General features: G+C 44.1%; 30 protein-coding genes. 10 read left to right on the plus strand and 20 right to left on the minus strand.

Annotation, left to right across the window (positions count from 1 at the left end):
* Positions 1 to 107: 107 nt before the first annotated feature.
* Both E4663_RS14550 and E4663_RS14555 read left to right on the plus strand, forming a co-directional pair.
* On the plus strand, positions 108 to 1,052 hold the full coding sequence (locus E4663_RS14550; RefSeq protein ID WP_135328160.1) for a BMP family lipoprotein: 945 nt from the start codon (positions 108 to 110) through the stop codon (positions 1,050 to 1,052).
* A 15-nt stretch (positions 1,053 to 1,067) separates the two neighbouring features.
* Positions 1,068 to 2,798, plus strand: a complete 1,731-nt coding sequence (locus E4663_RS14555; protein ID WP_135328161.1) for a methyl-accepting chemotaxis protein — start codon at positions 1,068 to 1,070, stop codon at positions 2,796 to 2,798.
* Positions 2,799 to 2,846: 48 nt separating this feature from the next.
* On the opposite strand, the gene E4663_RS14560 is transcribed toward E4663_RS14555, so the two are convergent.
* From E4663_RS14560 to E4663_RS14570, 3 genes are all read right to left on the minus strand, one after another.
* A complete protein-coding gene (locus E4663_RS14560; protein ID WP_079477115.1) occupies positions 2,847 to 3,242 on the minus strand; it encodes a VOC family protein in 396 nt (131 codons plus the stop codon).
* A 127-nt stretch (positions 3,243 to 3,369) separates the two neighbouring features.
* Positions 3,370 to 3,972, minus strand: coding sequence for a cupin domain-containing protein (locus tag E4663_RS14565; protein WP_135328162.1), 603 nt, complete (start codon positions 3,970 to 3,972; stop codon positions 3,370 to 3,372).
* Between the two features lie 179 nt (positions 3,973 to 4,151).
* A complete protein-coding gene (locus E4663_RS14570; protein WP_079477117.1) occupies positions 4,152 to 4,403 on the minus strand; it encodes a DUF2164 domain-containing protein in 252 nt (83 codons plus the stop codon).
* Between the two features lie 50 nt (positions 4,404 to 4,453).
* Between E4663_RS14570 and E4663_RS14575 the strand changes: the two genes are divergently transcribed.
* Positions 4,454 to 5,089 (plus strand): pyridoxamine 5'-phosphate oxidase family protein, encoded by a 636-nt coding sequence (locus E4663_RS14575; RefSeq protein ID WP_135328163.1) that lies wholly within the window; start codon positions 4,454 to 4,456, stop codon positions 5,087 to 5,089.
* On the opposite strand, the gene E4663_RS14580 is transcribed toward E4663_RS14575, so the two are convergent.
* The gene (locus E4663_RS14580) at positions 5,083 to 5,673 is read right to left on the minus strand and encodes a class I SAM-dependent methyltransferase (RefSeq protein WP_135328164.1); all 591 of its coding nucleotides are present in this window, start codon (positions 5,671 to 5,673) and stop codon (positions 5,083 to 5,085) included. The genes E4663_RS14575 and E4663_RS14580 overlap by 7 nt on opposite strands.
* Before the next feature lie 160 nt (positions 5,674 to 5,833).
* On the opposite strand from E4663_RS14580, the gene E4663_RS14585 reads away from it, so the two are divergent.
* The 5 genes from E4663_RS14585 to E4663_RS14605 are packed head-to-tail and all read left to right on the plus strand — an operon-like array spanning position 5,834 to position 10,301.
* Entirely contained in the window at positions 5,834 to 7,066 is a 1,233-nt protein-coding gene (locus E4663_RS14585; protein ID WP_135328165.1) for an ABC transporter substrate-binding protein, read from the plus strand.
* Entirely contained in the window at positions 7,047 to 7,907 is an 861-nt protein-coding gene (locus E4663_RS14590) for an ABC transporter permease (protein ID WP_135328166.1), read from the plus strand. Before E4663_RS14585 ends, E4663_RS14590 begins: the two co-directional genes overlap by 20 nt.
* On the plus strand, positions 7,904 to 8,704 hold the full coding sequence (locus E4663_RS14595; RefSeq protein WP_135328167.1) for an ABC transporter permease: 801 nt from the start codon (positions 7,904 to 7,906) through the stop codon (positions 8,702 to 8,704). Before E4663_RS14590 ends, E4663_RS14595 begins: the two co-directional genes overlap by 4 nt.
* Positions 8,701 to 9,660, plus strand: coding sequence for a heme ABC exporter ATP-binding protein CcmA (ccmA, locus tag E4663_RS14600; protein ID WP_079477123.1), 960 nt, complete (start codon positions 8,701 to 8,703; stop codon positions 9,658 to 9,660). The genes E4663_RS14595 and ccmA overlap by 4 nt, the downstream gene beginning before the upstream one ends.
* Positions 9,657 to 10,301, plus strand: coding sequence for a TVP38/TMEM64 family protein (locus E4663_RS14605; RefSeq protein ID WP_135328168.1), 645 nt, complete (start codon positions 9,657 to 9,659; stop codon positions 10,299 to 10,301). The genes ccmA and E4663_RS14605 overlap by 4 nt, the downstream gene beginning before the upstream one ends.
* A gap of 31 nt (positions 10,302 to 10,332) precedes the next feature.
* Here the strand turns inward: E4663_RS14605 and E4663_RS14610 are convergent, their stop codons facing one another.
* The 11 genes from E4663_RS14610 to E4663_RS14660 form a co-directional block, all read right to left on the minus strand.
* The gene (locus E4663_RS14610; RefSeq protein ID WP_135328169.1) at positions 10,333 to 11,430 is read right to left on the minus strand and encodes an FAD-dependent oxidoreductase; all 1,098 of its coding nucleotides are present in this window, start codon (positions 11,428 to 11,430) and stop codon (positions 10,333 to 10,335) included.
* Between the two features lie 64 nt (positions 11,431 to 11,494).
* Positions 11,495 to 11,812 (minus strand): thioredoxin family protein, encoded by a 318-nt coding sequence (locus E4663_RS14615; RefSeq protein ID WP_079477126.1) that lies wholly within the window; start codon positions 11,810 to 11,812, stop codon positions 11,495 to 11,497.
* Positions 11,813 to 11,884: 72 nt separating this feature from the next.
* Positions 11,885 to 12,697, minus strand: coding sequence for a DUF368 domain-containing protein (locus tag E4663_RS14620; RefSeq protein ID WP_079477127.1), 813 nt, complete (start codon positions 12,695 to 12,697; stop codon positions 11,885 to 11,887).
* 373 nt (positions 12,698 to 13,070) lie between these two features.
* On the minus strand, positions 13,071 to 14,582 hold the full coding sequence (locus E4663_RS14625; protein WP_135328170.1) for a glycine betaine uptake BCCT transporter: 1,512 nt from the start codon (positions 14,580 to 14,582) through the stop codon (positions 13,071 to 13,073).
* Positions 14,583 to 14,720: 138 nt separating this feature from the next.
* Positions 14,721 to 16,043 carry a DUF2254 domain-containing protein gene (locus tag E4663_RS14630; RefSeq protein ID WP_135328171.1) on the minus strand — a complete coding sequence of 441 codons (1,323 nt, stop codon included), beginning with the start codon at positions 16,041 to 16,043 and terminating at the stop codon, positions 14,721 to 14,723.
* Positions 16,044 to 16,207: 164 nt separating this feature from the next.
* Positions 16,208 to 16,396 carry a hypothetical protein gene (locus E4663_RS14635; protein ID WP_135328172.1) on the minus strand — a complete coding sequence of 63 codons (189 nt, stop codon included), beginning with the start codon at positions 16,394 to 16,396 and terminating at the stop codon, positions 16,208 to 16,210.
* A gap of 76 nt (positions 16,397 to 16,472) precedes the next feature.
* Positions 16,473 to 17,489, minus strand: a complete 1,017-nt coding sequence (locus tag E4663_RS14640) for an AimR family lysis-lysogeny pheromone receptor (protein ID WP_079477131.1) — start codon at positions 17,487 to 17,489, stop codon at positions 16,473 to 16,475.
* Positions 17,490 to 17,669: 180 nt separating this feature from the next.
* A complete protein-coding gene (locus E4663_RS14645) occupies positions 17,670 to 18,281 on the minus strand; it encodes a metal-dependent hydrolase (RefSeq protein ID WP_135328173.1) in 612 nt (203 codons plus the stop codon).
* Positions 18,282 to 18,343: 62 nt separating this feature from the next.
* Positions 18,344 to 18,631 carry an iron-sulfur cluster assembly accessory protein gene (locus E4663_RS14650; RefSeq protein WP_135328174.1) on the minus strand — a complete coding sequence of 96 codons (288 nt, stop codon included), beginning with the start codon at positions 18,629 to 18,631 and terminating at the stop codon, positions 18,344 to 18,346.
* Between the two features lie 192 nt (positions 18,632 to 18,823).
* Positions 18,824 to 19,240: an organic hydroperoxide resistance protein gene (locus tag E4663_RS14655; RefSeq protein ID WP_135328175.1), complete on the minus strand. Its 417-nt coding sequence runs from the start codon at positions 19,238 to 19,240 to the stop codon at positions 18,824 to 18,826.
* Positions 19,241 to 19,320: 80 nt separating this feature from the next.
* The gene (locus E4663_RS14660; protein ID WP_079477135.1) at positions 19,321 to 19,602 is read right to left on the minus strand and encodes a YkvA family protein; all 282 of its coding nucleotides are present in this window, start codon (positions 19,600 to 19,602) and stop codon (positions 19,321 to 19,323) included.
* A 220-nt stretch (positions 19,603 to 19,822) separates the two neighbouring features.
* On the opposite strand from E4663_RS14660, the gene E4663_RS14665 reads away from it, so the two are divergent.
* Positions 19,823 to 20,377, plus strand: coding sequence for an NADPH-dependent FMN reductase (locus E4663_RS14665; protein WP_135328176.1), 555 nt, complete (start codon positions 19,823 to 19,825; stop codon positions 20,375 to 20,377).
* A gap of 258 nt (positions 20,378 to 20,635) precedes the next feature.
* Here the strand turns inward: E4663_RS14665 and E4663_RS20280 are convergent, their stop codons facing one another.
* Complete coding sequence (locus E4663_RS20280; RefSeq protein ID WP_277752120.1) at positions 20,636 to 21,250, minus strand: lytic transglycosylase domain-containing protein; 615 nt, start codon at positions 21,248 to 21,250, stop codon at positions 20,636 to 20,638.
* A gap of 457 nt (positions 21,251 to 21,707) precedes the next feature.
* Between E4663_RS20280 and E4663_RS14675 the strand changes: the two genes are divergently transcribed.
* A complete protein-coding gene (locus E4663_RS14675; RefSeq protein ID WP_135328177.1) occupies positions 21,708 to 21,908 on the plus strand; it encodes a hypothetical protein in 201 nt (66 codons plus the stop codon).
* Between the two features lie 76 nt (positions 21,909 to 21,984).
* Here E4663_RS14675 and E4663_RS14680 read toward each other — a convergent pair whose 3' ends face one another.
* From E4663_RS14680 to E4663_RS14695, 4 genes are all read right to left on the minus strand, one after another.
* Positions 21,985 to 22,866 (minus strand): diacylglycerol/lipid kinase family protein, encoded by an 882-nt coding sequence (locus E4663_RS14680; protein ID WP_135328178.1) that lies wholly within the window; start codon positions 22,864 to 22,866, stop codon positions 21,985 to 21,987.
* Positions 22,867 to 22,918: 52 nt separating this feature from the next.
* Complete coding sequence (locus tag E4663_RS14685; RefSeq protein ID WP_135328179.1) at positions 22,919 to 23,398, minus strand: GNAT family N-acetyltransferase; 480 nt, start codon at positions 23,396 to 23,398, stop codon at positions 22,919 to 22,921.
* A 14-nt stretch (positions 23,399 to 23,412) separates the two neighbouring features.
* Positions 23,413 to 23,688, minus strand: a complete 276-nt coding sequence (locus E4663_RS14690; protein WP_135328180.1) for a GNAT family N-acetyltransferase — start codon at positions 23,686 to 23,688, stop codon at positions 23,413 to 23,415.
* Positions 23,689 to 24,055: 367 nt separating this feature from the next.
* Entirely contained in the window at positions 24,056 to 25,498 is a 1,443-nt protein-coding gene (locus tag E4663_RS14695; protein ID WP_079477141.1) for a carbon starvation CstA family protein, read from the minus strand.
* Between the last annotated feature and the right edge of the window lie 180 nt (positions 25,499 to 25,678).

The following is a 25,678-nucleotide window of genomic DNA, read 5'->3' on the forward strand; positions in this document are numbered from 1 at the left end:
CTTGACGGGTTTTTTGCATGGAATGAAACAAAAGTCCTGTTAAAAACAGGCTATAACATTCCGATATGTATTGTTGTCAGACATCATACGTTAGGAGTGTGAAAAAAGTGAAACGAATATACTTATTTTTCGCTGTGTGCCTCCTCCCTATCTTCTTAATCGGTTGCACCCAGCAGAAAACCACACAGGCGGAAGATTCAATCAGTGCGGGGCTTCTTGTCACCGAAAGTGGGTTAGGGGACGATTCCTTCAGTGATTCCGCCTTCCGCGGATTGGAACAAGCACGAGACGAACTGGGAATCACGTTCGATTATCGTGAACCTTTCGATCAAAATTACGAAGAACAGATGAAGGAACTCATTCAGCAGGAGCACGACGTAATCATCGGCCTCGGTTATAACGCCCTCCCTACTGTAGAAAGCCTAGCCTCTGAATTCCCTGAACAAGCTTTCGTTCTCATCGACGCCGTATCGGAAAAAGAGAACGTTACATCGATTACGTTCAAAGAAGATGAAGGCAGCTATTTAATCGGATTAATCGCCGGAATGAAGACAAAGAGCGGTGTCGTCGGATTTATCGGAGGCGAAGAGATTCCAGTAGTACAGCGGTTCGAGGAAGGGTTTAAGCAGGGTGTGGAAAAAGCGAACCCCGATGCAGAGGTGCTTGTCACTTATGCGAATACGTTCGATGACGATCAAAAAGGCGCAGATATTACGAAAGAAATGGTAGATCAAGGAGCAGATTACGTATTCCCTGCAGCAGGCTTCACTGGTGTCGGAGCTTTAAAAGAAGCCGAAGTCCAGAACATCTACGCTTTCGGCGTCGATAGCGACCAGTTCTTCGTCGCAGAAGAATCAGTGGTAAGTTCGATGCTGAAGAATGTCAATGTCGCTTTATATGATGTAATGGAACAACTAACGGGCGATCAAGCTCTTTCAGGAGAACACATAACCTTAGGAGTCGAGCAGAACGGTGTCGGCTTAGCACCGATTCGTCTGATCAACCTTACAGAAGAACAACAGAAAACCATCGATCAAGCACAAAACCAATAGAAAGGACCTTGCCTTATGAGTATCGGAAAACGCCTGTATACTATGACTTTGATCCCATTGATTCTTAGTCTCGCCTTAATCGGATATATCGTCTTTCAAATGATCCAGCTTCAGCAAGCTTCGAATCAAGACGTTCAACTTTTACTTGAAGAAAAAGAACTTCACGGTCAACTCGTGACCGTCGAGCAGTCTCTAGACAGCTATGGTTACAACCCTTCTGAGGCGACAAGAAGTGAAGCAATCAATCAAGTAGAACAGACGAAAGAAGCTTTCTCATCGCTTGCACCACTAATTGAAACAGAAGCGCAACAACGCTGGTTCGACCAAGCTCAGTCCAAATATGACCGCTGGGTTGGAATTTCGACGGATGCTCTTGATCAATCAGATGTCAATGAAGTACAACGCCAAGCTGCTCGGACAGCAGGTATGCTGAATGATACATATATGCTGCAACAAGAATCTAAAGCATGGTACGACAGCAAAATGGCGTCACAGAAACAACAGATACAAACTCTTATTACATTCACCATCATCGCAGCCGCTGTGTTGATAATTACGTCGATCTTGTCCTCTACACGACTAGCCCATCATATCGCTAAGCCGCTCCGCCATTTAGCGGAACAAGCTTCGAAAGTCGCAGAGGGCAATTTGAATACGGATGTCGAGGTTACAGACCGAGAAAAGGATGAAATCGGCCAACTGAAACGATCTTTCCTTGTCATGGTCAACAACCTACGGGAGACAGTACAGTCTGTACACCATATCGGAGATAACGTAGGTCAATTCAGTACGAAATTGAAAACAGAAATGGACGGTTTAACGGAAATCACCAACCAAGTCGCAAGCTCCACCGATGAGCTCGCTCAAGGAAGCCAGTCTATTTCAAACGATATCCAAGATGTATCAGCACTAATGGAGAATGTACACCAATCGTTTGAAGCCAATACAGAACAAAGTATGCAGTCACGAGAACTGAGTCGTGATGCGCTTGGATATGTAGACCGTGGGCAAGAGGCCATCAGCGAACAACGTGACTTGATGAACAAGAGTACAACAGCCATCAACGGCATGAACAACTCTGTGAATAACTTTGTGAAGTACACCGACAAGATTGAACAGACGATCCAATTGGTAAATGATATCGCGGAACAAACGAACTTACTCGCTTTGAATGCAGCCATTGAAGCGGCTCGCGCCGGTGAACACGGGAAAGGGTTCGCGGTGGTCGCTGATGAAGTGCGTAAACTTGCGGATCAATCAACAGAAGCAACCGGAAACATCTCAGAAATGGTCCAGCATATCAAAACGGGTGTCCAAGACATAGCATTAGAGATGGAAAACACGGTGAACTTATCTAAAGAACAAGATGCTTCCGTTACACAATCAAAAGAAGCATTTGAACAAATCAGCTCACAAGTGACGCTCATTGATGCGAGGCTGCAGACATTGACCGAGGGCATGGAGCAATCGAAAGAAAAGAGCGCTCAAGTGAGTGCCTCAGTCGAGAATGTCAGTGCCATCACGGAAGAAACAGCTGCAGGGACAGAAGAGATTTCCGCTTCTACACAGGAACAACAAACAGCCTTCCAGCAAATGATCCAAGAGACAGGAAAGCTTGAAGGTATGATTGAAGGGCTAAATCAACAGCTCCAACAATTTTCTTGGGATCCAGCGGATGCATCTTCGGATGAGATGGAGGAACACTTCATTCCTGAAGAGCCCACCGAACATTCCAAAACAGCATAAAAACCAACTGAAGCCGCTCCCCTTTAGGGGAGCGGCTTCACATATTTATTATTTAGCGTTCTCATCCGGTTGATGGATGCCGAAAGTGTTGCCTTCCGTATCAATGAAGTAACCTTGCCACGCCATACCAGGCAAGGCGTATTTCTCCATCGCAACTTTCCCGCCATTCTTTTCGATCTTAGCAGCCGTGGAATCAAAGTCGCCTACTCCAATCGTACATGCATATCCGTTCATAGGCTGTCCTTCTGCCGGAGGGTTCCCTTGTCTCTGCATCAGTGCTCCATTGATTCCCGGAACATCCTCGCTTCCTGTCACCGCTCCCATATACGGCATACCCGCATATTCTGTCCAATCTTCAAATGTCCATCCAAACACGTCTCCGTAAAACGCCGTTGCACGCTCCATGTCGTCTACGTGAATCTCAAAATGTACAATTCTACTCATGACAACCTCCTATGTAGTTGAGGGGGATTTCCCCAAATGTATTCTACTATGTATTCGTCCTTCTCTATCGAATCCCTCTTTTCTGGAAGAAAAAAGCTCCCCTACGAGGAGAGCTTTTTCAAATAAATTAATACCCAGTGTAATTTACCCACGAACATTGTGGTCCGTTACAATAAGCACGGCCATTCCCCTGTTGGCTTGCTTCTGCTGCCTCCGCGTCTGCTTTTGTTTTATGCACGGTCCCGTATGGGTGATTCGGTGGAGCGTAAATTGAGTACAGCTTGAGAGGGGTTGAGCCAGTATTCGTCACATTGTGCCAAGTACCGGCAGGAATGATGATCGCATCGTCATCTTTGACTTTCCTCTCATAGGTAAGCGCTGTTTTGTTTTGCCCCATCTGAACAAGTCCCTGCCCTTCTTCGATGCGAAGAAACTGATCAACTTGAGGGTGTATCTCTAATCCAATATCTTCTCCCACCCCGATACTCATCAATGTCACCTGCAAATGGTCTCCTGTCCACAAGGCGGTTCGGAACGTATCATTCTGTTTCGTAGCTTCATTGATGTTCATGACAAACGGGTTCGGGCCGTAATCTTGGAGCATCAGTTGCCTGCTCGAGTAAGGTGCATAAGCTCCTCCATAAGGATAAGACCAATTCGGTTGGGGTCTCGAATAAGCGTGGACCGGAACATTTCCGTAAAACGGGTGTATATAAGGACCTTGGTACATCTTGCTTCATCCCTTCCTCATTTTTATAGAAGTATCGTATGCAAGAAGCCCAAGAGTGTACGTTATATTTCCATCAAACAAGCAAGGAGCGTTCCGTTCTTCCGGAACGCTCCTTGCTTGAAATTTCCGTTTTTTTTCACATGGAACTAACTTTTTTTGGTACGGTTATAGGAGAGTGATTACCTTGTAGGTCGACCAGCTGGACGTTCCAACGAAAGCAGGTCTTCATCCAGATTCATGACTTTTTGCTCGACCATCTGCCTAGCATCATGGACGCCCTTATTATAAAGAAATGGCCCGAGCTCTTTAACCATGTAATCTAGGAACTGATCCGCGCCAAGCTCGCCGATCTCTTCCCCCCGTTCCAATTCGAAATACTCTTGGATACGGGTAATCATGTATTCTTTCTCTTCTTTCTTCAATGACTTCATATGAGGACTCCCTTTTTTCTTTTTATCCTATCATACATAGAAGGAGCGCGATGAATTTGAGTCAACCCTATTCCACTGTTACAAGTCTTGAACAATTGCAATCTATCCAAGGTACGCCTGGTAAACTTGCGGCGAACAAAGTCATCAATCATTTAGACGAGCACTGTCGTGAATTTATCAAGCACTCCCCTTTCGTCACCATCAGTACCGCGAGCAAGAACGGGGAGTTTGATGCATCCCCACGTGGTGATGCCCCGGGCTTCGCTATGATTCCAGATCCTAAAACGATCGTTTTACCAGAGCGAATCGGCAACAAGCGGATGGATTCAATGAGAAATTTACTCGAAAACCCCGGCATTGGACTCCTGTTCCTGATTCCTGGTCAAAATGAAACCTTGAGAATCAACGGAAAAGCCTACCTTTCCGATGATTCAAGACTCTTGGAACCATTAGAAGCAAAAGGCCACCTCCCTAATGTCGCCATTGTCGTTGAGGTCGAGGAATGCTTCATTCACTGTGCCAAAGCGTTCATTCGATCAAAGTTGTGGAAACCTGAGCATTGGCCTGATATAAGCAACATGACGAAGCCCGCCAAAATGATTGCCGCTCACGTAAAGCTTGATGGGGTCGATGAAACAAGTGTCCAATCCTCACTAGATGAAAGCTATTCCAAGCGACTCTATTGATTTGTTGCGACGACACAAACCGAATCGTTCGGTTTGGTATGTTTGATAAAAACTTCGATTTCAGAAAATCCAGCTTTATGAAGCAACGCATGGAGTTGACCACCTAACACTTCCGTCGTTTCATCCTCTGCTCCCTTTTCATGTGGACAGAGGGTGAGCGCAATTTGTCCACCTTTTGCTAGACAAGTCTTTAGATGGCGAAGTGTAAGGATCGGCTCCTTCCAATAGGTCACGTTGTTCACAGCATAGATTTTATCAAAGGTCTCATGAAAGTGATGAAGGGTAGAAGCTTCTCCCTGAATGAGGCAGACATCACACGATTGTTCCCGCCTCTGCAATCTCCTGATAGAGGTCTCCACCATAGACTCAGACGGGTCGATTCCGAATAGTCTTCCTCCACTTCGATGGGATAGCTCGCAAAGCGCCTCGCCTGCACCAAAGCCGATTTCCAAGACACGATCATCTTCCTGAATATCTAAAAAAGAAAGCGTCCATTGATTCAGCATGTCATTTTCCTTTGTCATGAACCACCCCACCGCTTTCCCGACAATCCCTTTCGGCTCCGCAAATTGTTCATAAAACATTGTCAAAACCTCCTCTACCATGTTGTTCCCAAAGCACCACCCGTTGAACCGACAATACCATGCCTTTTTAGAAAGAGAGTTTGTAGGATGGATTACATGTAAACAGAGAGAAAAACGGGTACACTGAATGATAGAGAGATTGATCGTCAGGAGGGGAAATATGAGATTACTAAGCTTATTAGGTTTATTGACCATCATGTTATTATCCGCCTGTTCCTCACAGAACAGTAGCCAGGAGTTTTCGACCGTGACAGAACAGAAGTGGTCGGAAGTGGAAGCGGATGCAGAAGATACAACGGTACGTATGTTTATGTGGGGCGGAGATGAAGGGATCAACCAGTACATCGACGATTGGGTCACCCCTAATCTTAAGGAGAAGCACAACGTCACGTTAGAACGCATTCCGATGGACACAGGGGAGATCTTACAAAAGCTTCAGACAGAAAAACAGGCCGGCAAACAAGATGGGACCATCGACATCATTTGGATCAATGGAGAAAACTTCAAAAATGCCAAGGAAAACAAGCTGCTCGCAGGTTCCTTCACTAGCAACCTCCCGAACTTCAACGAATTCTATCAAACGGATGATCCAGCCTTCCAAACGGATTTCGGTACGCCCGTTGAAGGAATGGAAGCTCCATGGGGTAAGGTGCAGTTCGTTTTCCATTACGAATCTGAAAAAATCGAAACGCCACCTGCTTCGTTTGAAGAGTTAAAAGGATGGGTTCAAGAAAACCCAGGTAAGTTTACGTATCCGAATGCGGACGACTTTACAGGCAACGCCTTTCTCCGCCACATCCTTTATGCAAGTGCCGATACACCTTCTGACATCTATGACTCTCCCTTAGACGAAGGGTCTATTTCAGAAACGGCAGAGGAGACTTGGAACTATTTGAATGAAATGGAACCTGAATTATGGCGCTCCGGTGAGCACTACCCGAATACGTTAACCGAGCTAGATCGCTTATACAGCCAAGGCGAAGTGTGGATGACGATGGGGTATAACGAAGCTCGGGCTGAATCGCTTATCAACGATGGTGTCTTCCCAGAAACGACTCGTTCTTTTGTCATGGAGCCAGGATCGATAGGGAATACTCATTTTCTATCCATACCCTTCAACAGCACGAATCCGGCAGGGGCGTTGACAGCCATCAACTTTATGTTGTCTCCAGAAGCTCAGTTGGCTAAGCTGAAGCCGAACTATTGGGGTGAGAATACACCAATCAGTATCGATAAATTACCAAAAGAAATGAAAGAAGAATTCCAATCCGTCGACAGAGGTCAGAGCGTGTTATCTCAACAGAAACTTGAAGACAGTTTTCTGCCGGAGTCGGAAGCTGCCTATGTAGATTGGATGAAAGAGCAGTGGTTTGATGAAGTGGTTCAAAACTAAAACAATTTATTTATTCATACCGAGCTTCCTATTCTTGCTTCTCCCCTTATATGGGTTAGGAGCAGCGATCGCACAGAGCTTAAGCGACGGGAACGCCTTTACATTGATATATTACAAGGAACTCCTGCAATCCGATCGTTTTCTTACATCGGTTGGGTTCAGCTTGTACATCGCTCTCGTGTCATCCTTGCTGTCTTTATTAATCGGTCTATGGGTTACAAGAACGTGCTATCCCTTGCTTGAGAAGTATACGCCACGACTCATTGTTTGGCTTCCGATGCTTTTCCCTCATTTTGTCTGGGGGTATATGGTGATCCTGCTTTTATCTGAGACAGGCGTCCTATCCCAAGTACTGCAGATGACAGGGTTATTGGCAGAGAGCAGTGATTTTCCCGTGTGGACCAGAGATCCTAACGGAATCGGCATCATTCTCACCTACGTGTGGAAAGAAGTGCCTTTCGTGATTCTCATGCTTTTACCAGTCTATTCGTCTATCAAGCCACAATATTATGATTTGGTTCAGACACTAGGCGGCAATGGATGGGATAGGTTTCGGACAGTGGAATGGCCGAACATCCTCCCTGTAATCACCGAGTCCTTTTTAATCATCTTCGCTTTTACGATATCCGCCTATGAAGTACCTGCTTTATTAGGGACTACATTTCCGGAGATGCTCTCTGTGTTGAGTTATGAGTGGTTTTACGGGAGTACTTGGGAAGAGCGCCCGCTTGCTTTTGCAGCGATGTCAGCATTAAGTATATTTTTACTTATCATGACTCTGGCTGCCTATCTCTTCCTGAATCGTAAGCGCTGGAGAGCGATGAGGGGGAGGATATCATGAGACATTATAAAATAAGGTTCTACGTGCTAGCCTCTTTCCTATTTCTATTCCCTGCGCTACTGCTCGTCTTACAAAGCTTATCTAAGACGTGGCGGTTCCAGAGGGGGGAAGGAATACGATTTCAACTAGATAGTTTCCAAGTTCTATTATCCGACCCGAATTTGTGGTCAGCTACAGGTTGGTCTATCACCATCGGCTTATTGGTCTTATTGATCAACCTGGTCGTAGGCATCACAACAGGAAAAGCATTAACTTCTCTTTCATTTAGAGGAAAGTCTTTTATTGAAGCAGTAATGTTGGCTCCGATTCTAGTACCTGTTTTAGCCATCGCAATAGGGCTCCATTTGTTCATGATACGAATTGGACTAGCCGATACGGCTCTGGGTGTGGTCCTGATCCACCTTGTTCCGACGGTTCCTTACAGCATCAAGATTTTCCAAAATGCCTATCAACAGCTAGGTCGTTCTATGCTCGACCAACCGGTCATTCTCGGTTCGAATCCTTGGCATCAGCTTGTCACAATTGAACTTCCACTTATGAAGCCTGCGATTCGAAGTGTGACCTTCTTAACTATTGTGATCAGTTTGAGCCAGTACGCCATAACATCGATTGTTGGCGGAGGTACCATCATTACGTTGCCGATGGTCTTTTTCCCTTTCCTTGATACGGCCAACGCTTCAATTATGGCAGCCTTCTCGGTGTGGTTTGCTATGATTCCATTTTTCTTATACATGATTGTGGAAGCCTTATTATGGCTGCTCCCCTACTCCAAGAAGATGAGGAGGACAACTACATGACAAATACCTTAGAAATCAAGCAGCTATCGAAACAATTCCAACGAAACAACATTTTGAATGATATCTCCTTCTCTCTTCACAAAGGGGAAGTATTAAGCATTGTTGGACCATCCGGAAGTGGCAAGACAACCCTTCTCCGAATCCTAGCAGGTCTCGAGCCTCCGACTGGTGGTTCGATTGTTCTTTCCGGAAAAGATATTACGAGTCAGAAAGCGAATAAGCGTAACATCAGCCTTGTCTTTCAACAGCCGCTGCTCTTTCCGCATATGACGGTGAAGGAGAATATTGAATATGGGGCAAAACTTGTCAAAAAGGCAGATAAGCGCAAGATTCATTCTTTACTAGAAGCGATTGATTTACTCGAGTACCAGGATTACTACCCCGCTGAAATTTCAGGAGGCCAGCAGCAACGCGTAGCATTAGCACGGGCAATGGCGACAGAACCAGCCGTCATTTTGTTTGACGAGCCATTCAGCAGTCTCGATCCGAAGCTTCGAAAAGAGTTGCGATTATGGGTACGGTCGTTCCTGGAAGACCGTTCCATCACATCTATATTTGTGACGCACGATACGGAAGAAGCCATGTTGATGGGAGATCGGATTGCCTTGTTCCATGATGGAAGGTTCCAACAGATCGATGAGTCCTCTACTCTTTATCAAACTCCGGCAAACCCTTTTGTTGCAAACTTCTTGGGAGGGCATATCGTGTTGGACGAAGCAAGGTACATACCACTGCGATTCTGTAGATTGGAACTCCCCTCGGATGAGTCATTCGAGAAGATCGAAGGCATGATCAAGCACCGTACTTTCCAGCATGGTCAAATGATTGGACACATCCATATCCATTCGTTGAACCAAAACATATCGATGCCCTTGAGTGAATCCAATACCCAAGAGTCCGTATCCCTTTACCTACCAGGTTCAGAGATTCGATCATTCGGAGGGGATGCGACGTGAACAAGAAAAGCATTTTGAGAGCACTGTTCTTTTTGATCGGCTTTGTTGCCATCGTGTGGTTCGCTCGACGACAATTTGATATCTCTCCTCAAGGCGTAAGGGAATACATTCTCTCTGTCGGGGTTTGGGGGCCTCTCCTCTTCATGGGAATATACGCTATCGGTCCGATCATCGCCTTTCCCACGTCCGTTCTTTCTCTCGGTGCCGCGTACGCATATGGTGTATGGCCGGGAATGCTCTATATTATCATCGGGGCGACAGCAGCTGGTATAACAGGTTACATTATGGGACGCTTCTTCGGAGATTCTGTATTAAAGTTCCAAGAATCCCCGTGGGCTCAGAAAATCTATCCAAGGATGAAAGAACAGGGATTTCTTTACGTCTTTGTCCTAAGACTCATTCCGCTGGTAGGCTTTGATATTCTCAGTTATCTAGCGGGAATGACGCGGGTAAAGTTAAAATCTTTCATCCCGGCTACTATCTTCGGGATGATTCCAGGTACTTTCGCCTACAGCCTAGTTGGGAGCAGCCTTGCAACAGGCGACACTACATTGATCTTCATCGCCTTCAGTGTATTCGCACTTGTCTTAGTGATGACGTTCGTATTCCGAAACAAGGTCAGAGCGTGGCTTAAAATTTGAATTATCCTTTTTATACAAAGAAGTCACCAGCTTAATCGCCGGTGACTTCTTTGTATTTCTTCATGAAATCTGTGTCAATTTTGTTTTTCAATTTCCAAGCCTGATGGCTATGATGGGTGATGGGACCATAGGTGAGAAAACCTTTCTGTTGTCCTGTAGACAGAATATAGAGGGCTTGGTTCTGTGGTTCATAAGACTGAAGGTCATCTCTCTCCAAATAATTCTTCAGATTCTCCCACAACACTGGTCCTTGGCGCACGGCATACACTCCGCTCTTAGCCAATTGAGGGTGTTCTTTCATCGTGACACAGTCCCCTGCGCCAAAGATAAAATCGTAGTTTTCAAATTGTAATGTATTTCGTACGTAGGCAAAGCCTCTTTCATCACACGAAATTCCAGACGATTCGAATATAGGATCTCCCACTGCTCCGCCAAGCCACAGCACTCCTGTGTGACGGATCCGGTTCCCCTGGTCCGTCAGGATGTGTTCATCATGTACATCGACTGCCCTTTCCTGCTCCCAAAGCTGGATGCCTTTTTTGGAAAGGAGTGACCGTAGTTTACGAGACACTCGCCCAGGGGCGTCTGATAGCACACGGTCTGCACTGATAAGACGTACTTGCCCGGGGATGTTCCGCTTCCTTTTATAAGTCTGGATAGACATAGCCAGTTCGCATCCTGCTGCTCCGCCCCCTACTAATAGAGGGTGCGAGGTCTCACGCAATTCATTGATTTGATTAATAAATTCATAGTTTGGTTTGATAGTTTTGGCAACTGAGGATTCAAGCTCAGCTGGTAAACTTCTCGAACCGATATCAAAACTGATGACATCAAAGGGGTAGACAGAGCGGTCTGTACAAACGAGCTTCTTTTGTTTTTGAAGGAGTTTTCGTGCCATTTTTTTCACAAAGTGGATTCCGGCGGCTTTCGCCAGCTTCTCTACATCCACCCGTGTATCCTCCATGTCGTACAACCCTTCCGTATAGCCTGAGAACATTCCAGAATAATATTGATAGGCTGAAGGAGTGATCAAGCATACTTCCACATCGGAAAATTTCTCTTCCGTTAGATTCCTGATCACTTCTAAATGTGCGTGTCCCGCTCCTACCAGTAATAATCGCTTTGACATCATCCAACCTCCCTATACAAAACGCCCACATGGAAAAGACCATGTGGACGCTGACTTTACAACCTTACAGACTTGCTTTTAAGAAATCTTGAACTTCTTCTGGTGTCTTCGCATTGGCACTATGCAAGTGAGCGATCTTCTCACCTTGTTTGAAAATCAAGATACTTGGAATGCCCATGACGTCATACTTTTCAGCCGGTTCAGGTAGTTCATCACGATTTACGTCATACCAATTGTATTGGTTATATTCCTCAAGAATATCCCCGATAAACATATCCATACGTCGGCAATCCGGGCACCAGTCCGCTTGAAACTTGATGATTACAGGTTGTTCACTTTCAATAATTTCATTAAATGCTTCTAATTTATGAATAGATTCCATGATTACATTCTCCTTTGTTGATTCATCTGATTTCATGATAAGGGAATGGAGGTTATTTGTCCTATGATGTGCTTACTTATATTCCACACGACCGAGCAGCCAAGCCGCTAATAGCCCACCGATAAAAGTAACCAGACTGATAACAAGGACAGACGCCCCTGGAATGCCCGGGAATACAACAAAGACAGACCCGATGACTAGTCCGATAATCAGCGCAAATGTGCCTGAGGTATGGTGCTCTAGGAAGTACTTGACGATTTTACTCATCGAGATAATTCCGAGTAGTACTCCTACTCCGACGACACCGATCACAAGCAGGTTCAGTTCCTCAATTCCCGTTGTAACCGTCGTGTAGATACCGATCACATATAATATAAAGGAACCACTGATACCTGGTAGAATCATAGCACTACTGGCAATGAAGCCCGAAAAGAACAACAGCACATAAGTAGAAAGTGTGAAATTCTGAATAGGGTCCGTTTCCGTCGTTTGGAAGAATGCCATTGACCCGACTACAACGACACCGAGTAACAGAATGCCATAATGGCTGCCTTTGAAATTATGCTTCATATCCGCTTTTTGTGTAAGGTAAGGCAGCACCCCGATAATCAACCCTAAGAAGAAGAACTGCGTCGGTTCTGGATATTCTTCAAACAAGAAGTTAATTACATTAGCTAAAAGTAAAATGGCCGTTCCGACACCAAGTCCTAACGGTATCAAGAACTTAAGATGTTTCTGCCACTCTTTACTGAACAAGCCGTTGATTGCTTCGATCAGCCGATCATATATTCCAAGGACGACCGCAATGGTTCCACCACTCACGCCAGGGACGATATCGCTTGCGCCCATCAGCATCCCTCTATAAATATTTTTCCATTCCCACATAATCTTAGCTCCTTTTCCTTTCAAACATACCTCTCTATTTTAACAAAAATATGTATCTACACCGAGGATGATTATTAAAATCTTTTTTACTTTTGGATTGACAAACAAACTCCTGCCGAATAATCGGCAGGAGTTTTTGTTTATGAATATAGTGTTTCGTGGTCTGGAAAACACCTCGCTTTCCGTGGGCGAGTGTCGAGCTTCCTCGCTCGCTTTGCTCTCTGCGGGATCTCGACTATCAAGTGCATCCCACTGGAGTCTCATCGTTTTCCAGACCACTTTGCCATAATTTACGCGAACAAAACCATGCACTATTGAATAGAAATCTCTTTAAGTTGTAGCCTGGTATTCTTGGCCGGAGTTTGTTGAAATGTTATGCAGAATTCTTTTCCTGATTCTGATCCCTTTCAATGGCAGCTTTATCTGCCCGTAATGCTTTATAGAGCGAGACGACCATCAATATCATGATAAACGAAAACGGGAAAGCGGCGGATATCAGAGCGTTTTGTAAAGCTTGAAGACCACCTGAATACAATAGCACAGCTGCCATAGAGGATTGGATAATACCCCACACAAACTTGACCATGGTCGGAGGCGTCAGGGAACCATTCGTAGTCTGCATACCTAGCACGAATGTTGCCGAGTCAGCAGACGTAATGAAGAATGTCCCGATCAACGTCATCGCTATGATTGACATTAATAGACCTAACGGATATTGATCGAAAGTACCGAACATTGCTTGTTCCGTCGCAAGATCAGCAATGCCAGCTCCGTCCTGCTGTGCCTTGATGGCAGAAGAACCAAAGGTCGAGAACCACAAGAACCCTACAGCGGATGGTACTAATAGTACGCCGGACAAGAATTCTCGAATGGTACGCCCTTTTGATACACGAGCAATGAAGATACCGACGAACGGTGACCAAGAAATCCACCAAGCCCAGTAGAATACCGTCCAGCTATTGATCCACTGTCGGTTCTCTTCACTATTCGGAGCTAATCGGAAGCTCATCGAAGGAAGGTTCTGTAAGTAAGCCCCGATTGTATCGGTAAATATGTTCATTGTATAAAGAGTTGGGCCGATAATAAACATCAATACGAGCAGTCCTAGAGCTAATATCATGTTCGTATTACTTAAATACTTGATTCCTTTACTAAGTCCAGTGTAAGCAGAAATCATGAACAGCACCGTCACAATAGCAATGATGATGAGTTGAACACCAAAGTTCTCCGAAATAGGTGTCAAATACGTTAAGCCACCATTGATTTGCGAAGCACCGAACCCGAGTGTAGTCGCCACCCCTACAATCGTGGCAAAGACTGCGATGACATCGATGGCTTTACCCAACGGGCCGTCCATCTTATCACCGAAAATCGGCTTCAAGGTGGAACTGATCAAGGCAGGCGCTCCGTGTCGGAACTTGAAATAAGCAAGAACCAGAGCCACGATAGCGTAAATTCCCCACGCATGAATACCCCAATGAAGATATACGAACTGCATCGCTTCATCAATCGCTTCCGGCGTCCCTGTTTCCGCCGTTGGAGCATTTGTCGCGTAAAAATAAATAGGCTCAGCCGCTCCCCAGAAAACGAGACCGATTCCCATACCGGCACTAAATAACATCGCAAACCAAGTAGCATAGTTATAATCCGGCTTGTCCTCCGGCTTACCGAGCTTAATTTTACCGTATGGACTGAAAATCATATAAAGACAAAAAATCACAAATCCAGTTACAATCAATAAATAATACCATCCAAAATGAACAGAAATAAACGTTTGTATGGATCCCGTGATTTCCTGCAAGTTCTTAGGTGCAACAGACCCCCACACCACTCCAAACATAGCAATTGCCAACGTAACCCAAAATACCGAAGTAACTTTTTTCATTATCTTCTCCTTCCAAAATGTATTCTTTCTTGTTCGGAGAATCATTCGAAGATCAATCAGGCGAGGTATAGTAACAAGTACCCAAAGTAGGGAAATATAAACAAAATATGACCTCTTCCTACAAAAAAACCCCTCTTCTTACAGAGGGGATAGCGACAACCGTTCATCGCACACATCAGCTAATTTCTTCGCTTGCTGATAAAAGCGTTCATAATCTAAGTCATTTAATTCGTCAGTCTCTACAGAATCGATGATATATTGCCCGAACCGCCACACGTCGCTTTGTATCTTATCACCGTGCACAATAGAAATTTTGTACAATGCTTCCAATACACCGTTCATGACGGTAAGGTCTTTCTTTCCATAGATCCTGATCTGATAGAAACTCTTATAAATATAATCCCTGTATTCCTTCGGCTCTATGATCAATCTGAGCTGTTCTTCGTCATCGGCATAATAACGAATCGGTTGGTGAACGTGTGCAAGCTCTGTAAGAAGAGAACCGATTCTGTTGATACAGTTGACGGCAGTGTGCGGATCATTGATGCTCGGGGAAATGGCCTTCACGGCTATTTCTACAAGCTTCTGAATGGAGAACTCGATATCTTGGATGTCCGTTCGTTCATTTCCAATCAACAGATATCCCATACACCCTCCATCATCCACATCATCAGTTCCACCTTCTACCTGCCAGTAGTAAAAGACCGGCATGCCTTTTTCGATGTAACTGCCCATCTGAAAGTTCGCTTCCAATAACAGGTTGTGTTGCTTGGCAAAGGACAATAAGCCCTCAATCTGCAGTCCCTGCAAGTAACCCGACTCTCCTGCAACGATTGTAGAGGGTTCTCCCTGCTTCCAGTCACGAACTACTTCTTCATCCCATTCCACACTCTCTGTGAAATCCTTATCTTGAAAAGTCTTAGCAATCACGGAAGAAGTGTCCGTGCGTATCTTTCCAATCAAATTATTAACTTGCACAAAGCGTGATGAATGGTGAATAAAGATAATAAAACACGCCAAACACACAATCGAAACAACAACGGTTAGAAAAGGACTCAGTAGCCCTTGGCTGTCATCGCTTCCTAAAAGAAGCAGGTTGATCAACGCAAATACAAATCCGAAAGAATACACACCAAGCACATGCTGTGTAACACGGCTTTTCATGAAATCTTGTAGTGTTCGGGGAGAGAATTGTGTTGTGTAGGTGGTTAGCACAACCATAATCGTGGAGAAGCTGATAGTGGTCATTGTCAGTATAGAGGTGATCAATGAACCGTACAACGTTTGTGCAACGCTCTTTTCTGCGAAGAATATCCTCGGCAGACTTTCCTGTATTTTCGGCACCACCCAAACGTCCAAAGCGCTCGTGAGTGCTACCATAACGATAGATATTGCACCATAAAGGGCCGGCAGAAACCAGAAACTGTCCCGTACCGTAACCCAAGCTTTTTCTCTATTCACGTTTGTTCCTCCTTCTAATTACTCTCTCTATCCATTCCCTTTTCATCCTATGCAAACATCCTTTTTTCGAAATTTATAAAACAGAAAATAATGGAAATTAAACGAAAAGGTTTTTCACCAATAAAAAAAGCGGCACCGTTTACGGTCCGCTTTTCTAATAAATATTAACCAATCCCTGAATCTCCTGGGTCTTCAGAACCTTGTGGCTCAACAATTCCAATCCCTGAGTCACCTGGATCTCCAAAATACTTCTCAATATTCGTACCCGGATCCTGTGATGCTACAGAACTAAAGCCGATGTTCCCAAACACAAGTAGAAGTGCCAGCAAGGCACCAGTGAAAAATTTCTTCATAACTTGTACCTCCTACATGATTTTATTTATTTAAATTCATCTGTAGAGGGCCCTTCCACACAATGAATTCATCACGTCATATACGATTGGCATATAGGCTTGGAAGCTTCGCAAAGAAATGATCCCCATTCTCTTTCAAAAAGCGGCTCCTTGCTTGTTCAACCAACTGCTTATCTCGGATGGCAACCCCGTAGTAGCAATCTTGGAATGGTGTTCTGTTCCTTAGTGAACCTAGCATTCGAGCTGCTTCCTCATACTCGTCATTCGCAATAGCCAAATGAGCCGTTTCTACCAAGTCTGGTGTCGAAACATTCTCTGTTCTCTTATGCAAAGCTGAGATAAACGGAATCGTTCGGTGCTTGATTGAAACGATATGGTGCGTCAATCCACTTTTCTCTGCGTTATCTAACGCTTTATAAGAGTGGTCAAGCGCCAAATGATAGTTCTCAAATGCATAAGTTAGAGCTAAATGGTGCTGAATCATAATCATTTTTCTCTGAGATAATTCTTTGTTGATCAACTTGTAGGCATATCTCCTCGCCAAAAGCGTATTATCCGTCTTCCAATAATGGTTAAAGAGCAATTCATGATAGCGTTGTTCAAAGAAGTATAAGGCAAGGGGCTCATTCACTTGTTGAAGAGCTTGATCACAGTTTTCGATGTAAGGATCCAACCCTCCATACCGTTTAATATCAAAATAACGATAGACCATGATGAATTGATGCAGACAGTGTAAAGAGGGGTGTGAGAAATGGAGGGATTTAAGCCATAGGAGCGGATGTTCTGACAGTTGTTCATCCATCCGATTCAACACAATTTCATAAATCAACTTTACTTCTCCATCCAGTACAGAATCCTGAATGACCTGCTTCATTTCGGCTAAGTAATTATTCATATAAAGAAACTCAAGACAAGCAACCTGATCCTCGACAATTTCGAAGGACATCTCTGTACAGAAGTGGCTTGTCCGTTCCAGAGCAAGATCTTTCGGGAACTCGCGAAGCATCGCCAAGTAATAAAGATAGACTTTGGATTGGTAATTCATTTGCAGGCTTTTAATCGCCCGAGGCTTCAGCACTTGATCATTGCTCATTTGACAACAACCTTTCTTCTTTCTACTTTGAGTTTAGATGTTAGACTTCCTAATGTCTAGCCATTTATGTCTAATAATTCAAAATTTACTTAATAATACAAAGTCAGCGTATTGTCGCTAAAAATCGACATTATGCCTATAACAAAAGCCCCATACGGTAAACCGTGCGGGGCTTTCTAATTAGAACAATTGATCAGTTAAAAACCATATGTTTCCAGCTATCAGAATGTAGACAAGTACTTTCTCCACAGTAGAACCTGTTCGAAATGTTACGAAGAAACGTGTACGCTTCTTGGAAAATGGATAAGCAAGTGGTATGCCTCTCTTCGTAAGACAATCAGCGAATAGATGTGATACTACACCTACAATCAAGCCGCTCAAATAGAACCATGGGATATCGAACCATGCCTCAATCAGCCAACTGTAAAGAACCAGAATCAATAAAAATAGAACAGAGTGAGTTATTTGTCTATGCCCTCTCATCATTCCGATCACTGGAAGGAGCATAAGGATGAAAACCTTCAGCTCATCGTGATAAACATTCAAATAAGATGGTGCAAATATGTATCCTAATAGCGCAACTCCAAGGAGAATGACAAGCCCCCGCCAAAACTTCTGACCCAGCTTCGAACTCGGAGTATCAATATCCGGAAGTAAGGCTCCCACTAATACAAATGTGAAAAATAACATGGTAGGAAACGGTTGAGAAGCGGATACCTCTGCATAAGGTACCCACATCACCGCCCCCACCCCAAACGTAAAACCGACAACTTGGTGTCCTGGTGCCATCATGATGTTCTTAATTCCCTTCTAACGTGTACAAACGATAAAGAAACCCACACTAAGTGCGGGCACTATTCGTCACAATTCTTTTCAGGAAGACCCTGCATCTGAAACTTTGGCCCTTCCATCGTTTGCTTTCCTTCAATGATTAAGGTTTCTGTTAAGTGTATAATTCGTTGGTCAATGGCTACAGGAATGGAGTTTACATAGTGCAACTCATCGTCTGCCTCCGGTTCCCCGATTGTCATTCCGATATCCGGCTCTCCGCAACCGAAACCTGCGAAAAACAGACGTAAACTTCCTGACTCTTCTTCAAGTATCTGGTGTAACAAGTCCCTTGCTTGATCGGTTATTTCCATGACTGTTCCACTCCTTCGATTCAAAAATACCACATTTCAACTGGTATATAAAAGGATTGGTCTTGATTGTTTCACGTGAAGCAGTATATATGAACGGGAATTTAGAACGTTGTCTTTTCATAATGGAAAGCACTTCCAACAAAAAAAGCCTGCCAGAGCGGATGCGCTCTGGCAGGCTTTCCTTCTTTATTGTTAGACAGCTTGTGTATTTAACTCCACATCAATGTTGCCGCGAGTAGCTTTAGAGTAAGGGCATACTTGGTGTGCCTCTTCTACTAAGCTTTCAGCCTCTTCTTGAGAGACACCTTTCAAGCGGACATTCAGTACGACGCCTACTTTGAATCCGTTATCTGTCTCATCTTTCATAAGACTGACATCAGCTGTAATTTCTGAGTCGATATCTTTCTTGTGGTTACTAGCAACTAAGTTCAGCGCTCCATCGAAGCAAGCGGAATAACCAGCTGCGAATAATTGTTCAGGGTTGGATCCTTTTTCAGAACCTTGACCTGGTGTTGTTAAGTTCAGATCGATCAGACCATCGTCAGATTTAACATGACCGTCACGACCTCCTTGCGCTGTAGCATGTGCTGTAAACATTACGTTACTCAATATCATCACTCCTTGAATAGTTTAATTCATCAACATCCATACTTTACCTCAAAGTAATCTCTTTTAAACCCGAAAACAGATTACCTCTGTTCCAATTCATATTGTTCCTTCAATGACTCAGGAGCCATTTTCACCATTAATTGCAAGATAAAGGTAAAGACAGCTAAATCATCAATAATTCCGAAGAAAACGAGAAAATCTGGAATAATGTCCCACGGAAAAATCAAATATAGTACAAGAAACCCTAGGGACAACCATTTCTTATCTTTACTTACTTCTTTCGAGCGGAAAAATTGATTCAGAAAAGGAATGGACTTCCGCACATTGAATACAAACTTGATTCTTCTCCAAAACTTCAGCATTCCACTCCCCCTCTCTCTATACTCTTTACCCGTTTTTGCACTCGCTTATCCGCCAAAGCTGCTCTCGTTGCGTAACGGAAGCATTTGATTTAACATAAGAAGGAAAGTGAGAGATACTAGGACTAGGGATATGAACCAGAACTGTTCTTACTCATATTCTAATTATACATAATTAAAAAATGCTCTTAGTTTGGATACATTTAAAGGGGAGAAAACGATCATGAAAGTGTTATTGCTGAATGGAACGATCGTTGGTACGAAAACGGGAGTATTGCTTGAAGAAGTTCAGCAATACATCGGGCAACTCCCAGATTCGCACGAAACTAAAATTATCAACCTCGAAGATTATGAGCTACAATTTGTCGATGGTCGTCCAGCTGAAGAATATAATGAAGATATGCAACGTCTTATTCAAGAAGTCGAAGACGCCGATGCTTATATCATCGCGACACCTATTTTCCAAGGATCTATCCCTGGAACCTTGAAAAATGTCTTTGATGCGGTGTCCCCTCTTGCTATGCGCTATAAACCGGTATCCATAGTTGCAAATGGAGGCACCTTACAGCACCACCTTGTCATTGAAAATCAGTTGAAGCCGATTTTGAATTATTTCCGCTGCATGGTGACCCCGAACTATGTGTACACTCACACCAACCACTTCTCGACTCAAGGAGAACTGATTGATGAGGATGTACGGAACCGGCTGAAAGAGATGACTCGCGTGTTCAACCAGTACATGCAAATGAGCCGGGAGATCGAACCGGATAAATCTTAACTTAGACAAAAGAATCCAAATACTACAAACCCCCGAACGATTGGTTCGGGGGTTATTTATGTAGCCATTACATGCGTGCACCGCTACGGCAACATACTTCGCTTGACGCGGGCACGGCCCCAGCCTACTTGATAAGTTGCACTTTATTGTTCGCTTTTCTCCAGAGAAAGCTCATGTTTTGTCCCAGATTCTTTTTACTCAGGCTGTTCATGATAAAGTAAAGATACTGGCTCCGTTACATTTAATAGGCAACATTCTTTAGGCGAAGTTCAGTACTTTTTTTACGTAATGCTGGGTTTCTTGGAATGGAGGAACTCCACCATACTTATCTACATTACCTGGACCAGCGTTATAGGCAGCGAGCGCAAGCTTGGAATCCCCGTCATAGCGGTCGAGCATCTGTTTTAAGTACTTTGTCCCACCCATGACGTTCTGTTCTGGATCAAATGGATTTTCGACCCCTAATCCTTGTGCTGTTTGGGGCATGAGTTGCATTAACCCTTGAGCTCCGGCATGGCTTACCACGTCTGCGTCAAAATTGGATTCTGTTTTCACAACGGATCGGATTAAATCGACATTGACTCCGAACCGCTCCGAAGCCTTCTGAATGATAGTGTCGACCTCCTCATTGTTCACTTCCACCTTCTTAGGCGCTGCCACTTCGGTCGATCTTAGAGTAGCAGGTTGGAACAAATCAACGGCTGTCACTCGGTTCGTTCTTGTAGGAACAGAGTGTTCCTGCTTCATAGCAGCTTCTAGCATGCTTTGAAAAGCCATATCCCGCACTCCACTGGAAAAACTGTCTCTTGACTGACCGTTCATCATCGATAATGCCTGCATTTGAATCAAGTGTTGCACCTTATTCAAATCCAACTATTCCACCTCGTTTATGTATTGATACCTTCATTTTACATCAAGCCCGTTTTCCCGACAATAAATCGTTCCACCTATTCCCAGACGACAAAACTTGAGAAAATTTTTCTTCCATACTGCAATTCATTAGGGTGTTTCGACGATAATTTTCCCAAAGCGAGAAAACTGCTGCGGTGATATAATAATAACCAGCAAAAGCAGGCTGTAGTCGTTGATCCTATCCTAATCTGGTCTAGTCAACCGATTTTTTAACGCAAAGTGATCAAGGTCTCTTTTGTCCATATCACCTTCTTTTTTCTTATGAAAAAAGAATAAAAAAAGTAGATCTCATTGTCTGTCCCTCTCAATAAAAAGTCCGGGACGCTGAACCTTTCTGAAGTCCAGAAAGGTTTTTTATTTTTTTCATCTTCTATAATCCACCTCCTGTTCATATTTATGGATTAAGGAGGTGATAGATATGCTGAATTTCAGAAGTGATAAACATGTATTTACTTATTTGGCTGCCATCTTAGCAGGCTTTGCACTCATTTTATTATCTGACGAAGCGCTGGGAGACTTCTTTATGAACTTGTTCTTCTATGTAGGGGTCATCGCTGCAGCCTTCTTCTCGTTTGTCGTTATCATTCTCGGCTTCTTCCATCTGTTCCATAAGGGTTAGAAGTTAACTGACCTAAGGATAAGTGTGAAAAAACGAGTAGGGAATCTATGAGATTTCCTACTCGTTTTTTATAGTTTTATGGAACGAGAACTTGAATATGGGAAGGGAGCACTTCTGCCGTTACAGGGAGAGAGTCCCCTTCCTCTCCGTCTACATTCGTCATCAGCTCTTCTTTAGAAGTCACTTTTATTTTCGAAGATGTAAAGTATTCGACATCTGCCTCATCCCTCAAGTTTCCACGCAAAATGGAGGTGATGATCGTCGCCATCCGGACAAGGTTTACTTGTTTGATGATATACCCGTGCAATACCCCATCATTCACCTCTGCCTCGGGAGATAACTTTTCAAATCCAGCCGTGGAATTGGTCAATGCCGCCAGAAACAAGAATGAATCTCCTTCCCAAACGCCATTATCATGTTCGATGCGGAGTGGATAGCTCCGATGAGCAGTTAATGTCTTGAACCCTTCCATAACGTAAGCGAACGAACCGAACTTTGTTTTCTGGTCGGGCGTCACTTCATAGGTTGCCTCTGCAACCGCACCGACGGCGAAGATATTGACGAAATACCTATCGTTGAAGCGACCGATATCCACATCTTTTATTTGATCCGAGTAGAGCGTTTCTACCGCTTCTTCCGGCTCGAGTGGTATGTTCAAAGCGCGGGCAAAGTCATTGACGGTGCCAAGTGGGATGATGGCGAGAAGCGGTCTGTGCTCCTGGTCGACCATCCCGTTGATCGTTTCATTTAACGTTCCATCTCCGCCCATAGAGACAACGAGATCGAACTCATCCTTACATGCACTCTGACAATACTTCGTGGCATCGAGTTCCTTTTCCGTTTGTGCAACCTTCACTTGATACGATTTTTCAGCTAAGATCTTTTCGATTTTCTCGACATAGTCCAAAGCTTCTTCTTTTCCCGAAGAAGGATTGACTATGAGCATCGCTCTTTTCACGACCCCATCCCCTTTGAAAAAACACTATATCTACATGTATTCAAATTCCGTCTTAACATGATGACGATTTGGGATTCCAACTATACAACGTGTTCATAGGCGTAAATCCGATCTCTTCGAAAAAGGCTTCGGCCCTTGGATAACCAGACAGCAGATTCAAGCGCACTCCTGTTACTTCCTGCTTTGTCATCCATTCCATCAACGCTTCACATAACGCTGTACCTACACCTTCCCTACGATAGAATTCATCAACAAAAATTTCCTCGACACAACCACATCGCGTGCCATCCTCTTGTTGTTTCGTTGTCCCCAGTATATATCCAATGACTTCCCCTTCCCGCTCAGCAATGAGAAGACGCTGCTTATGATCATTCGCAAACAATTGATCAGCGGCCCAGAATTTCCTTTCTTTCAATTGTTCCTGACCAGATGGATCAGAGGAACGATTTTTCATGACTAAACGTTCATGCTCAATCGCATACCTAGTAAAATACATCAAATCCTTATCTTTTGGTTCACGAATGATGGTCACGACTAGTCCTCCTCTTACTTTTCTTTCATGACGACCTGATACTCCGGTGTGTCCTTCATGACTTCATAGGCGAATGGACACGCCGGGTCGATGATCAATTTATGTTTCCTTGCATAATTAACAGCATGATCGATAAGGTCCGTGCCAAGCCCCTGATTGCGGTGATCCGGGTCGACGACGGTACTAGTAATTATCATTTCTCCGTCCTGTTCTTCGAAAGCCAGATGAGCCATCGGCTCTTCCTCATCACCGATGTACAAAAGATTTTTCTTTTCCTGAATATCACTCATCAAACTCCCTCCTTCCTCTATCACCATACCCGTTCTTTTTCAAGGCTATGCTTGAATAGGGGAAATGAAGCAACTTTTAGGAAAAATGGAACATAGTTACCTGCCTCATTTCAGCTCCATCTTATTATGTACAAAAATGAATGGTCCGTTCACTTAGGTTTAGTGATTCTTTTCAACAGAATAAAAAACCGCCTGTCCCTTCAGATGGACAGGCGGTTCTATCAAATAATCATCCATATGGTTACGAAACAAACAATCAATACACTACTTACTTTGAGCCAGACAGGAAGCGTATCTTTACCACTCTGGTTAATCTGTTCTTCCTGTTCTCTCACCTGTTTGTATTGATTAGGATTGCAGCACCCCATCAGGCTGTCGGCTTAAGTTCTTCTTCAAGCGGAATATTTTTGTTCAATCCGCGACGAGCGGCAATGAAGAAGACCGTAACGATCACGACAGTTATGACTGCAGCTAATGGATACGTAACACTCCAAGGTAGCCTGAAGCCGATATCTGCATTCAAGATATACGAGAATGTAGCCATTGTCATAAATGTTGCTGGTATTGCGGCAATCCAGTAATTTTTCTTAGATAAGAACAGATACATCGCTCCTACCCAAAGGGCAATCACTGCTGTAGATTGGTTCGCCCAAGAGAAATATCTCCACAATAGCGTAAAGTCGATACGAGTAAGGGCAAAGGAAATCACGAACATCGGAATAGCGATCCACATACGATTTGCTACTTTGCGTTGTGAAATGTTCAAGTAATCGGCAATGATCATACGTGCACTACGGAATGCTGTGTCACCGGATGTGATCGGAAGAATGATGACACCAATGACAGCAAGTGTACCACCGACAGCACCAAGCATGCTGATGGATACTTCACTTACTACGTTCGCTGGTCCACCGTTCGCTAGGACTTCATTCAATCCAGCGGAACCGTTGAACAAGCTCATCGCAGCAGCAGCCCAGATCATCGCAATGATACCTTCTGCAATCATCATACCGTAGAAGATACGGCGACCTTGTTTCTCTTGTTGTGTCGTACGAGAAATGATCGGAGACTGTGTCGCATGGAAACCAGACAGCGCACCACAAGAAATCGTCAAGAATAATAGTGGGAAGATCGCTGCTCCACCTGGGTGCATGTTCTCAAGTGTCATCTCAGGAATTGGTGCACCTGTTACGATAAGAGATACCCCAACTCCTAAGGCACTGATTAATAGTAGGGCACCGAAAATCGGGTAGAAACGACCGATGATTTTATCAATCGGTAACATCGTTGCAAGCAGATAGTAAACGAATATCGCGCCTAGAATGATAGGAAGCGCAAGCCAGCTAGACGTCATATTATAAATCAAGTCAGCAGGTGCTGTGACGAATACGGTACCAACCAACACGAGCAGCAGAATGGCAAAACCGTTCACCACGTGCTTCATCACTTTCCCTAAGAACTTCCCAGCAAGTTCCGGCAGGTGAGCACCTCGGTTACGAATCGAGATCATACCTGTTAAGTAATCGTGAACCGCACCGGCAAAAATAGAACCTAAAACAATCCATAGAAAGGCGACCGGACCATAGAGCGCGCCCAAGATCGGGCCGAAAATCGGGCCGACACCGGCGATATTCAATAATTGAATAAGTGCATTTCTTTTCTGCCCCATCGGGAGATAGTCTACTCCGTCGCTGTGAGAGTAAGCAGGTGTCGGACGCTTCTTATTAACGCCGAACACTTTTTCAACATATTTACCATACGTAAAATAACCAACAATTAAGAGTGCAATACTGACTAGAAAGGTAATCATGTAAGGTTCCTCCTTCGTTCTCTTTGTAATCGCTTACACAAAGAATACCAAGATACCGCTTACATGTGTCCGTTTTGTGACTAAGATGTCGTAAGGAGCGATTAAGATGCCGCTCCAGACGATTGAAATGATAGATTGCTAATTCCGCAAATAAAAATGCCTACCAGCACGAAACGTGCT

The sequence above is a fragment of the Halobacillus salinus genome (genome assembly GCF_004684905.1).
In the GTDB taxonomy this organism is placed as follows: domain Bacteria; phylum Bacillota; class Bacilli; order Bacillales; family Halobacillaceae; genus Halobacillus; species Halobacillus salinus.